Raw genomic sequence first — 12,223 nt, 5'->3', positions numbered from 1 at the left:
AAAATAAAATTTGGGATACCGCTCTATACCATGATGATACCAGGTTTCATATATTTGTTCATAAATAATTACCTACCTATGGCCGGCCTCGTTGTCGCTTTCAAGCAGTACGACGCGCGAAAGGGTATTTTTGGCAGTGATTTTATCGGTTTCCAAAATTTTAAATACCTGTTTGCCACAAAGGACGCGCTGGTGATAACCAGGAACACGCTGCTGTATAATGCGGCGTTTATAGTGCTGAACACGGTGCTGTCTATTTTTATCGCAATTTTACTGAGCGAGCTTTTCTCAATAGGAGCCAGAAAGCTCTACCAGAGTGTGATACTCCTTCCGTTTCTCATCTCCACCGTTATCGCGGGCTATATCGTCTACGGCTTTTTGAGCGCCGACTCCGGATTCATAAACAAGAGTGTCCTGCCCCTTCTGGGTATAGACGATATTTCTTGGTACAACGAGCCAAAATACTGGCCTGTTGTCATAACGTTTGTATACATCTGGAAAAACGTGGGATATAACTGTATTATCTATCTGTCGGCCATTATAGGCATAGACAGACAGTATTACGAGGCTGCGGCCCTTGAGGGCGCAGGCAAGATCCGCCAGATATTCAGTATTACCCTGCCCATGATAAAGTCGGTGACGATTATGCTCATCCTTTTGGCTATAGGGCGTATCTTCTATGCGGACTTCGGCCTTTTCTATCAGGTGCCCATGAACTCCGGCGCCCTGTTCCCAACCACTAACGTTATCGATACCTACGTGTACCGAAGCCTCATCCAGATAGGAAATATCGGAATGTCCTCGGCAGCGGGCTTCTACCAGTCTATCGTGGGCCTTGTGCTGGTCTCAGTATCCAACCTTGTTATCCGCAAGGTCGATCCAGAGAGTGCATTGTTCTGATGGGAGGGAAAATATGAAAACAAAAGAAGAAAAGCGTTTTCAGGTGTTCAGCCATGTAGTGCTGATAGTATTCGCGCTGTTTTGCATTATTCCACTGATACTGCTCCTGATGTCGTCATTTGAGGAGAACTCCACCCTTATCCGCGAAGGCTACGGCTTCTGGCCGAAATCCTTTAGTTTTGAGGCCTACGAGTATCTGTTTCGCCACGGCGGGCAAATATTCACATCGTATTTTGTCACTTTCTTTGTAACAGTTGTGGGGACTGCTGTGAGTATTGTGCTTACAACTATGCTGGCATATCCCCTCTCCCGGGACGATCTTTTGGGCAGGAAGGTACTGGGCTTTCTGGTATTCTTCACTATGCTCTTTAACGGCGGGCTCGTGCCGACCTATTTGATCTACACAAACACCCTCCACCTGAAGAACACAGTCTGGGCCGTTATAGTTCCCCGCCTGCTTCTGGGAGCTTACTATGTCCTTTTGATGAAGAGTTTTTTCACCACGTCCATACCAAAGGCCATAATCGAGGCTGCCAAGGTGGATGGGGCCGGAGAATACAGGATACTTGTGCAGGTCATCGTACCCATGAGCAAGCCCATAATCGCAACGGTCCTGATGCTCACCGCCATAAACTACTGGAACGACTGGTACAACGGCTTTATTTACATCACCACAAAAACCGAGTATTATACTATACAGGCGCTGCTCAACCGGATGCTTCAGGATATTCAATATCTCAGCAACAACGCCGCAACCATGGGCAATATCAGCGAATCGGTGTCAAAAATACCGTCAACGTCCGTGCGTATGGCTATAAGTGTGGTAGGCCTACTGCCCATATTGATAGTATATCCATTTGTGCAGAACAGTTTTGTCAAGGGTATCACTTTAGGCGCCGTAAAAGGATAAACTCATTAAGGAGGAATATATATGTCTTTAAAATTGGGAATACAACTCTTTTCCGTAAGGGAGGAGATGGCGAAAAGCGTTGAGAACACCATCAGGACCCTGGCCGATATAGGCTACAGACGGCTGGAGCTGTCGAATCACAACGCTCTTAACGACTTCGGCACAGGTTTTGGCATGAGCGCCGCCGACTTCAAAAAGCTTTTGGACGAGTTAGGGCTTGAGGTCGTGACCAATACGGTCAATCCGTATACTGACGACAATATTGACAAGCTGATTGAGTACCATGTAGCTATAGGAGCAAAAGGGCTTGTGTTGCCGGTGGTATGGTACGAGACCAGGGATGATGTCCTGCGCTGCTGTGAGAATATCAACCGCTGGGGAAAGAAATGCCATGAGGCCGGTCTTTACTACCTCTTCCACAACCATTTCCATGAATTCCAGAAGTTCGATGGCAAGACGGTAGTAGACCTGGTGCTTGAGAACACCGACCCCGACTATGTGGGCTTTGAGCTTGACACCTACTGGGCAATGCGCGCGGGCGTGGATCCCTGTGACGTTCTCAGACAACAGGGAAAGCGCTGCAAGGCCATACACCAGAAGGACTACACAAAGGGCAGAGAGGGCCATATCAACCTGCTGGAACGTGCGGGCACAAAAGGCGTATCATTGGAGAGGTTCAAGGAAATATGCCAGTCTGTGAACTACGAGAAGGACTTCACAGAGATTGGCAGCGGCATTATGGACATTCAGAAAATCATTGACACTGCCATTGAGTACACAGATGCGGGATATATTCTGCTGGAGCAAGACCATGCAAGCGTACCCCAGTTGGACAGTGTGCGAAAGAGCTTTGAGAACTTCAAGCGCTTTACCGGTATAGAGTTCTGATGAACAAGAGACTTTTGGCGGCAGCGGGTTGCTTCCTGTGTGAACTGGTTGCCGTGGGCGTGGGCGCGGGAACGAACAGTCTCTATACCGCACCGGTATGTAGTGACCTTGGCATCTCCCGCACAGGATATTCCGTCTCTGTCACAGTGATCTACCTTGTGAACATGCTCATATATATGCTCTTTCCGTTGCTGATGAAGCGGGTTCCCCTGAGAGGAATTTTCGCCGTGGGTCTCCTTTGCGAGATGACAGCATTTCTGATCTACTCCCAGATAAGATCTGCCGCCACACTCTACCTGGCAGCAGCGTTCCTGGGGGCTGGGCTGGCACTCCTGGGTACAGTACCCATCACCGCCGTCATAAAGAGCTGGTACCCTGACCGGCAGGGCTCCGTCTTAGGGATAGTGCTCTCCGGCAGCGGTATAGGCGGCGCGGCGCTTATTCCTTTGGCAGGCATACTGATGAACAGCCACGGCTGGCGCGCCGCAGCCTTAGGCTCAGCAGGCTTAATGGCCATAGTTGCTACGCCATGCCTGCTTACTGTAAAGGAAAATAAGCAGGCCGGCAAACATGAAGGGCAAAAGGATGGCTGTGTAGAGCCGGAGAGGTTCCCGTTTGCCGACAGAGGATTGTTGACAGCGTTGCTCATATACGCTTTTCTGACAGGGGCCTCAATACAGCCTACATATCTTTCCATAGCTGCCCACCTCTCGGAGCATGGCATAAACACCCAGAATGCCTCAGCTGTTCTGTCCGTAATCTGTTTCTGCGCGCTGTTCGTGAAGGTGCTTCTGGGCGCTGTATCGGACCGATTCGGGCCGTACCCTGCGGCAGCCTGTTCCCATATCGGTTTTATCTTATCGGCGGTTACGCTGGTGTTCTTTACAGGCTGGTTGCCTACCTTTGAGATCCTTTTTGCCTTCGGCTCTGTACCTCTTGCGCTGATGTTGCCACTGTTATCGTCCCATTTTTTCCATAAGTCTCCGTCGCGGGTGCTCTCCTTATGCATGGCTTTTCAGACCGCCGGTATTTCTTTAGGTATTCTACTGACCGGGAAGCTGTATGACATGTTTTCCTCGTATGACCCGGCATTCCTGCTGCTGGGAGGGGTAAATTTTGCGGCGTTTATGTGGATACCACTGCGTTTCACCCTTGCGCGGTGGGTTGCCGAATCATCCATATGGCAGGCCGGAGAACCGGTCTTAACGAAATAAAAACGTATCCGAGAATCCGCGGGCCAGCTTATTGTACTAACTGGGGATTGCCTAAATTGGAGCGCTGGATATCCAGCTATGCGAAATGCCCATTAGGGTGATAAATCTTAAGCCTCCCAAGGCAAGAGAGATGACGCTGAAAATCCAACATGGCAACGGAGCCGCCGTAGTAGTCCGAGAGCGTTAACGGCGCTTACATGGCGAAGGGCGGCAGTTATTGCGTTCTAAAATCGAAAATTGATTAGGGAGGAAAGCCTCGCTTATGAAACCAACGATGGAGATTTTAGAGAAAATCAGTGAGAATTCAAGGAATCACCCAGAGGAAATCTTCACAAGGCTCTACCGTTATTTGCTGCGCCCAGATTTATACTACATTGCGTATAAGAATTTGTACGCAAACAAGGGCGCAGGCACAAAAGGCTGGATTATTTCGCTTATCTTATGGAGTACAGCTGCCTGAAAACTCTGGCGGGAAAGCACAAAACCACTGCCCGCCAAATCCGCAATAAGTTCAAGGACGGGAAGAAATGGAGTGTTCCCTACCAGACCGCAAAGGGGGAAAAGCGCTGCAAATTCGCCAATTTTATGGACTGTAAGAAAGCGAATACTTTTGATGATGTGATAATTGATTACACCCTGCGGAGCGGCAGTTACAGAAACACTTTTGACAAGAGATTGTCGGCAAAGGTCTGCGAGCTATGCGGCAAGACCAATGTACCGCTGGAAATCCATCATGTCAACAAAGTGAAGAACCTCAAAGGAAAAGAAAAATGGGAGAAAATCATGATTGCTAAACGGCGCAAAACTTTGGCCGTTTGTCGCGAATGTCACTACCATATCCATAACCCTTGAATTCGATTTTTGCAATAATGGGGAGCCGGATACATCGAGAGGTGTAAGTCCGGTTCCGAGAGAGGTCTGGGCAAACCTGCCGCAGTGATGCGGTAAGGCGGCTCTTTCCTACTCTACGATGTTTTTCGCAACTACGCTGGCATCGCCAGGGACTGTTACGGCTATCGGGTTTCCGTTATAGACCTGCGCAACCCCACCAAGAGCGACGGCTTCAACCTTTTACATCTGGTAAACAAATACGCTGATTTGTATAAGCAGGAGGGCAAGCTGGCCTACAAAGCCAGGGCCGAGAAGTACGCTAAAATCATCTCCAAGACCATCATCATGTCAGGCGGCGACAGCGCAAGCTACGGTCAGAACGCCTTCTTTTACGATGCGGCGGAGGGCCTGCTCACTTCGGCAATCCTGCTGGTGGCAGAGTTTTGTGAGCCTGCCGAGCGCCACATCGTATCCATTTTCAAAATTATACAAGAGCTGCTGGCTCCCAGCGGTGTGAAAGGCAAGACCCTGTTCCACATACTTATGGACAGCCTGCCGTCTGACCACAAGGCCCGCTGGTTTGCGGGAGCGGCGCTGTCCTCCAGCGAACAGGCCATGGCCTCCGTCATGTCCACAGCGCTGGCAAGGCTCAACAGTTTCTTAGACTCGGAAATGGAGCAAATTCTCTGCTTCGGCACGGCTGTGGATGCGGAAACATTCTGTAATGAAAAATCCGCACTATTCCTGGTGATGCCCGAGGAAGACCCCAACAAATTCTTCATGGTGTCTCTGGTGATCCAGCAGCTCTATCGTGAGATCCTCGCCATAGCAGACGAGAACGGCGGCAAGCTCAAGAACCGGGCTGTGTTCTTCGCTGACGAGTTTGGAACCCTGCCAAAGATAGAGTCGGCAGAGATGATGTTCTCGGCCAGCCGCTCCCGCCGTCTGAGCATTGTGCCGGTCATTCAATCCTTGGGGCAGCTTGAGAAGAATTACGGCAAAGAGGGTGCGGAAATTATAATTGACAATACCCAATTAACAATCTTCGGCGGCTTTGCCCCTAACAGCGAAACCGCCCAGGTCATGAGCAAATCCTTGGGCAGCAGGACAGCGCTCTCCGGCTCCGTCAGCCGGGGAAAGAACGACCCCAGCCAATCCCTACAGATGATAGAGCGCCCACTCATGACCCCCGACGAGCTGAAGTCCATGCCCAAGGGACAGTTCGTGGTGATGAAAACCGGGGTGAACCCCATGAAGGTCAAACTAAAGCTCTTCTTCAAGTGGGGCATTGAGTTCGGGAAGCCGTACCAGGTGCCGGACAAGGGCAGCAGGCCGGTGCGGTACGCCAGCAGACAGGCGCTGATGGGGGCCATCCATGAGGCATTCCCTCATCTGCGGCCCAGGAAATCCGAGCCAGCCGTCCAGCCTGTGGAGAAGCCAGCTAAAATACGAACCGAAAGGAATGAAACAGAAAATGTATAATATGGAGGGCCTATACCAGAGCGACCTGCCAAAACGCGCCATCTTAGTGTATATGTACATGTCCGACCGGGCAGGCAAGGAGGGGCAGTGCTTTCCTTCCGTGCCGACCATAGCGAGGCAGACAAAGATGTCCGAGGCCACGGTACATCGGGCGATCCGGGACTTGGAGAAGGGCGGGTTCCTCTATGTCACCGGGCGGCAGCGGCCTAACGGCGCTGATTCATCAAATCTCTACACGCTGACGAACGCCGAGCCGGGGTGGTAATAATCGAAAAAGCCGAAACCACTCACAAGGGGGCGCTCTCGGCCTTCGCTGACACCGGGAGGGCCTCATGGTGACAGGGGAATGTTAACCTACCAGTTTATGGGTAAGCAGAAAGAAAAAATAAATTGAAGGTATACTCAGAGTTTAGTTTTCAACAATGATGGATCGGTGAGTAAAGTTCGCGGCGCGGGCTTTTTCTTTTTCTGCCTATACCTAATCTGACAGTTGAAATAAATGCTGAGAACTGCGGATAAGGGTTGTATACCATGAGCACCCCAATATGCTATAACGCCTGTTTCCTATATGCCGAGCGCAATGCGGGTAAAGGAACAGCCTACTGCCTGACCCTCACCCAGATCGCAATGCGCTTATCGTAGCCTTTTCCCGCTGAAGCATAGTCTGTAAACTCCATCCACCCATTTTGCAGTGCCACCTTAAATGCCTGCTGTGCCTCGAAAGGCACCTCAGAAAGCGGCAAGGCCCGGATGGCCCCATCGGCGGTTCGTGCGAATTCTACTGGTTTGGAGAGGTCGCAGCCCGGGAATTCCTCAGAAGCCGCCAGCACCACCGGTCCCCGGACCAGCGCCAGATGGGGCGGCAGCTCCCCGCTGCCCGGGCCGAGCTGCCAGGAGCCCACCGCATCCACAGGCATGGGGAACCGCAGACAGACCTTATCTTTGTCCTCCCAGTGCCGTTCCAGCCGCAACCAGCCAGGCGAAGGGGTGACAGTTTCCCCATTGATCTGAGCCTCCGGCGCAGCGCACCATCCGGGAATACGCAGGGCCAGCTCAAAGGATTCCGGCTCATCCAGGGACAGTTCAAGCGTAATCTCTTCCCCCACCGGATAGGCGGTATCGATGCGCACTTCTAAAGACCGGCCGGAAGGCGTGGATAGCTCTAAAGTGCCGGGAAAATACAGGTTCACCGCCGCGCCCTCGCGGCTGTGCAGTGCGCTGAGCTGGGCCGCAGCCCCCAGCCCCGCCGCGCCGATGGCCGCGCAGCAGCCATAGATGGTGTTGTCCGCCATGACCATCCGGCCTCCCACCGCTTGGCCGCGAAGCCCTGCCCGCAGAGGGCTGTAGCTGTCGAAGGGCAGCCAGCCCCCCGGGGAGAGGGGGTCCCGGGGGACCTTGTTTGTGTTGACCGCGCCCAGCAGGGCGTTGTACAGGGACCGCTCTATGGCGTCGCCGAAAATTGTGTCGCCGGTAAAGCAGAGCGCCTGGCCGCACAGCTTTATCCAGGTCACGGTGACGCAGGTCTCCTGCATGATACCGGTGTAGCTGGGGTCCGCCTGGCCCAGCCGGGAGTGGTCGAAGAGCTCGTGGGTGCAGCCCGCGCTGCCGATAATAGTGATGTCCGAGTGGAGTACCCGCCGGGCAAAATTTACCACGGCCCGGGCCCATTTTTCATCTTTGGTGGCCCGGGCGTATTCCAACAGGCCCTCGAAGCAGGACATCATCTCATAGGCCTTGGTCACCGGGTACTGCCAGGGGTCCAGCCGGTCCTCCAGGGCCAGCTCAAAAATATTGGCCGACTGGATGCCGCCAAGGCCCACGATATAGCCCGCGAAATCCAGGTACTTCTGCTCGCCGGTCATGTTGTACAGACGGACCACCGGTTCCAGCAGGGAGGAGGAATTGAGTCCCTCCCAGTGGCAGCTTGCTTTGCGCAGGTCGGCCTTACCTGGGCCGAAGTGGGCCAGAAGGCAGTCGGTCTGCGCCCGGAGGGAGGCCAGCAGCTCCGCCTTCAGGCCCTCGTCCTGACAGATGTCGTAAAAGTATTCCATGCCCAGCAGCACATATTTCCGGCCCCAGATATCCCAGCCCTGGAACTCCGCCTCCCGGCTGTAGGTGGAGATCCTGCCGTCGGGCCCGGCGTTTTGAAGCATTGCCCGGGCGGCGGCTTCAAGCCGCTGGTACAGCTCCGGGTCCCGGGTGTAGGACCAGACCAGGGCTCCGCCCCGCATAAGCTTGCCCCAATATTCGCAGCGCCAGCCCAGGTCATGGTCGTCTGAGGGCCCGGTGAACTGCTCCGCGAACCGTGTCCATAGGGCGGTGTCCAAAAGTTGATTCTCTTGAATGAAGCGGACAGCCCGGTCGAAGGGGCCGGAAAACTGGCATGAGCCCGGGCCGGGAAGGAAAAGCCGGTCGGTAAATAACCGGGGGCGGTAGGCTGAGTAGCTGGCGGTAAGGCGTTCATTCTGATTGCTTGACATATTCTGACATCCATTTCATTTATTTGGGGCTTAGTTGGAAGCTCCGTTTGTGCCATTTTTCCTAAAGCAGCATCTTTCATCCTGATACTGCTTGGGGCTGACGCCTACCTGGCGTTTGAATGTCCTGCTGAAATGGGAATAGGTTTCGTAACCTATTGCCGCAGCAGTATCGGTTGGGGAGCGGCCTGCCCGAAGCAGTTCCTCCGCTTTTGCTATCTTGGACGCGACAATATAGTTAGCAAGCTGAACGTCGGTCTTTGCTTTGAAGACACGCGAAAGATAGGTGGCGTTATAGCAAAAATGGGCAGCAAGGGAAGTGATGGACAGCTTATCCTCGATATTGTTTGCAATATACTGCTTTATCTGCCCGATTAGCCAGTCCTCCTGCCCATTGAGTGCGTGGTTCAAATTTTCAAGATACGACGATGTGAGCTTTTTGCACTGGCTGCGGAGGTCCTCTACTATATCTTCTCCCATTTCCTCCATAAACTCAAGGGACTCCCCGCCCCAAGCCAATATACCGATCTGCCTCTGGAATGAGTCCGCGATCAGCGTTCCAACCACCATGTGGTATACGTACAGGCACTGGTCATGGCAGTTGCCGCTGTGCCTGTTGAATTCCTCAAATGTTTTGTCGATCCATTCCAATGCCGCCAATGCCCGGCCGGTGGCGATCAGCGTGGGGAAAGAGGGGTGGCTGTGTAAAGTAGAAGGTTCCCAGGCGGAAACGGGCCGTTCGGAATTCTCCAAACCACAGACAAGATCCTGAGAGCTTCCGATAAACCGCAGGGCCTTGCGGTTCATCTCGCGGTAGCATGTACTGAGCTCCTCTAAAGGGTGGATCTTGCTCCAGAATATCCGAATGGGGCCCTCCGTTATATTCTCCAGCGAGCAGAGGACCCAGTCCAGCCGCTCTATGGCGCGCTGAAAGGAAGAGAGGCTGGATGCAAAGGTGCCGTGGACATCCGTTAAAAACAGAAAGCAGTGCGTCTGCTGGGCATTGATAAAATCAATAATCTGTCCTCCCAGCATATCCTGGCACAGATTCAGCATGGCGTAGTGGAGCAGTTCATCCTGCGACGCGGATTCCTCCCGCTGTCCCAGGCGGATCATGATAAAATAACCTTGGCCTGTCGGCGTGAGGCATAGCCCGTGTTCATTGGCTTCCTGCAAATTCTCCCAGGGGTGTACCGCATCTTTTTCCAGCCAGTTCATGAGATAGTTCTGACGTATCAGCGGATAGGCCTGCGAGGCTAGCTTCTTGGCGTTTTCAAGAGCCTTTTTCCCCTGCAGCTCATGTTGGAGCTCGTGAAGCGCCTCGCGCACTACCTTCTCCAGATCCTCATACCGCACCGGCTTCAACAAATAGCGGAAGGCCTTTATCTGTACGGCCTGCTGAGCGTAGGAGAAATTTTGGTAGCCAGAGAGGATAATCACTTTTGTGTAGGGATATTTTTGCAAAATCGTCTCGCCCAGGGCCAATCCGTTTTCACCGGGCATCTGAATATCGGTTATCACCAGGTCGATTCGATGGCTGCTAAGACATTCCTGGGCGTTAAGGGAGTTATCCGCGGTGAACACCTCTTGGATGTCCAGGTCCTGCCAGTTGATATTTTGACTCAGCCCCTCTAAAATGATGGTTTCATCATCCACCAAAAGCATATTATACATGATTTTCACTCCCAATACATGATTTTCACTCCCATTTTTTGTCCGGGATTCGCAGACAGACTCTAGTGCCGCCGGAAGGGACCGGCTCTATGCTGATAGAGACCTGCTCCCCATGCAGAAGGCGCAGCCGCGCGTAAACATTTTGTAGCCCGTGGAAGACCCCGTCGTCATCGCTGTTTTGCAGTCGGCGTAGAATGTCTTCCCTGGTATCGCTGTCAATCCCAGAACCGTTGTCTTCCACGCTGAGCAGCACGAAATCTCCTTCACGGACTGCCTGAATATTTAGATAAGCGTTTTTTCCCGTTTTTGTAAAGGCATGGGTGATGGCATTCTCCACTAAGGACTGCAAAGAGAGGCAGGGGATTTCAAAACCCTCAAGGCCGGCCTGGATATCACAATTGAAGTCCAGACTGCCGCCCATGCGTATCTGATGGATCTTCAGATAGGGAATGATATTCTCTACCTCTTGGCCCAGAGTGAGCTCCTGCTTATCCAAATGAGCTCCTATGCGGTAAAATTGGCCAAGATATACAGCCATATCCGCCGCATTATCAAGGTCTTGGCTTTTTATCATATTATAAAGATTGAATAGACTGTTATAGAGGAAATGGGGATTGATCTGTGAGCGCAAAAAGCTCATCTGAGCATTTTTCATTTTAACGTCAGCCTGATACTTCTCCTTTACCAGAGTTTCCAGCTTTTGGGCGGTCGAGTTGAAATGCTCTGCCAGTATTTGGAATTCCCCCTTCTGTTTCTGCTCTACCCGAACGGATAAGTCCCCAAGAGCAAGCCGCTCCATAGAGGATACCAGCGTTTGGGTTGGAATATACACCTTGCGGTATCCGCGCAGGAGATAGGCGACAGTGAAAAGGGAGCCGGTCACCAAAATACCGATAAGCGCGTGCCTCATAAATATGACCGGCGCCAGTACGCTCTGTTCGTCAAAGGCCAGTCCCAAGACGCAGCGGATGTCCTCCATCTTGACGGGGACGATACGCAGGTGAGTTCCCTTGGATTCCGTAGAGTAAAAAGACGGAACGTCCTCTATGTGCTCCAGCAGCCCGTTAATACTGGGCTGTATAAGATAGCCGTCGGGGTCGAAGGAAGTCCAGGCACCCTGATAGTCCTGGAAAAAGGACGCCTGCACACCGGAATTTTTACTGAGCAAGTTGGATAGCTGGGCGGATAAAGCCTTCTCGTCGATTTCCAGGATGATTATGGGGCGGGTTTGAGTTGCGTGGACGTAACCGATGACTATGGAGAGACATCTCTCATTGGGGTCGCGGTACGAGGGGCGAAACGCCCATACAGGGTGCTTGTCTCCCAGATTTTCCAGATCGGTCAATAAGGGATAGCTGCTAAGGTGCTCCACGCCGTTCTTTGTTGAGACCGCGAGGCTCTGGGCGGGGAACACGCAGATCATATCAGCGTCCAAAAAGCTGGACAAAAATTGTTGTTTGACCCGTGAATTAAACTTGGCGAAAAAATAAAGATTGGGTTTTGAGGCTGATATTCCCGAAAGGGTAATACACTCGTCATCCAAGAGATATGCGGTCGCTGCGGTTTGAAGGGTAATGAGGTTATCAGATAGGGAGTCGGAAACGATCTTTGTGCTGCTATAATAGGAATGTGTCACCTCATCCTGCAGCAATCCCGCGCCCCAGTCCAAACACGCGGAGCAAAGAAAGGTTATGGGAACAATAGTAAGAAGAAAGCACACAAAGACAGTTCGGACAATTGTGGACTGAAAGAAAGACAGCTTTTTGCTCATAGTCACCTCCGTCAAAAACACAGCTTGATTCCACCACTATGCACAACCTGTGTGCCGGACACAGCTTGACGCCACG

At 52.3% G+C, this 12,223-nt stretch carries 10 protein-coding genes and 1 pseudogene; 8 read left to right on the top strand and 3 right to left on the bottom strand.

All coding sequences use genetic code 11. From position 1 onward, the window contains the following. Window positions 1-78: 78 nt before the first annotated feature. The 8 genes and pseudogenes from ADH66_RS11925 (at window position 79) to ADH66_RS11890 (ending at window position 6,490) form a co-directional block, all read left to right on the top strand. Window positions 79-900 carry an ABC transporter permease gene (locus ADH66_RS11925; protein ID WP_407922896.1) on the top strand — a complete coding sequence of 274 codons (822 nt, stop codon included), beginning with the start codon at window positions 79-81 and terminating at the stop codon, window positions 898-900. 13 nt (window positions 901-913) lie between these two features. Further along, entirely contained in the window at window positions 914-1,810 is an 897-nt protein-coding gene (locus ADH66_RS11920; protein ID WP_066540454.1) for a carbohydrate ABC transporter permease, read from the top strand. 21 nt (window positions 1,811-1,831) lie between these two features. Continuing rightward, window positions 1,832-2,698 (top strand): sugar phosphate isomerase/epimerase family protein, encoded by an 867-nt coding sequence (locus ADH66_RS11915; protein WP_066540457.1) that lies wholly within the window; start codon window positions 1,832-1,834, stop codon window positions 2,696-2,698. After that, the gene (locus ADH66_RS11910; protein WP_066540460.1) at window positions 2,698-3,912 is read left to right on the top strand and encodes an MFS transporter; all 1,215 of its coding nucleotides are present in this window, start codon (window positions 2,698-2,700) and stop codon (window positions 3,910-3,912) included. Before ADH66_RS11915 ends, ADH66_RS11910 begins: the two co-directional genes overlap by 1 nt. Window positions 3,913-4,174: 262 nt before the next feature. Next, a complete protein-coding gene (locus tag ADH66_RS11905; protein WP_066540463.1) occupies window positions 4,175-4,372 on the top strand; it encodes a hypothetical protein in 198 nt (65 codons plus the stop codon). Then, window positions 4,354-4,764, top strand: a complete 411-nt coding sequence (locus ADH66_RS11900; protein WP_066540464.1) for an HNH endonuclease — start codon at window positions 4,354-4,356, stop codon at window positions 4,762-4,764. Before ADH66_RS11905 ends, ADH66_RS11900 begins: the two co-directional genes overlap by 19 nt. Before the next feature lie 117 nt (window positions 4,765-4,881). Next, window positions 4,882-6,225 (top strand): annotated as a pseudogene (locus ADH66_RS11895) (type IV secretory system conjugative DNA transfer family protein); the annotation flags it as partial. Beyond that, window positions 6,206-6,490 (top strand): helix-turn-helix domain-containing protein, encoded by a 285-nt coding sequence (locus tag ADH66_RS11890; protein WP_236757030.1) that lies wholly within the window; start codon window positions 6,206-6,208, stop codon window positions 6,488-6,490. The pseudogene ADH66_RS11895 and the gene ADH66_RS11890, both read left to right, overlap by 20 nt. Window positions 6,491-6,824: 334 nt before the next feature. On the opposite strand, the gene ADH66_RS11885 is transcribed toward ADH66_RS11890, so the two are convergent. Genes ADH66_RS11885 through ADH66_RS11875 form a run of 3 tightly spaced genes read right to left on the bottom strand, consistent with a single transcriptional unit; the run spans window position 6,825 to window position 11,811 of the window. Beyond that, window positions 6,825-8,705, bottom strand: coding sequence for a beta-L-arabinofuranosidase domain-containing protein (locus ADH66_RS11885; RefSeq protein WP_066540469.1), 1,881 nt, complete (start codon window positions 8,703-8,705; stop codon window positions 6,825-6,827). Window positions 8,706-8,735: 30 nt separating this feature from the next. Then, entirely contained in the window at window positions 8,736-10,376 is a 1,641-nt protein-coding gene (locus ADH66_RS11880) for a response regulator (RefSeq protein WP_066540476.1), read from the bottom strand. A 25-nt stretch (window positions 10,377-10,401) separates the two neighbouring features. Beyond that, complete coding sequence (locus ADH66_RS11875; RefSeq protein WP_207652987.1) at window positions 10,402-11,811, bottom strand: sensor histidine kinase; 1,410 nt, start codon at window positions 11,809-11,811, stop codon at window positions 10,402-10,404. Window positions 11,812-12,223: the final 412 nt, after the last annotated feature.

Origin of the sequence: Acutalibacter muris (assembly GCF_002201475.1) — a bacterium.
GTDB classification, from domain to species: domain Bacteria; phylum Bacillota; class Clostridia; order Oscillospirales; family Acutalibacteraceae; genus Acutalibacter; species Acutalibacter muris.
The sequence above is the reverse complement of the archived record's forward strand: the minus strand, read 5'-3'. Positions and strand labels throughout refer to the sequence as shown.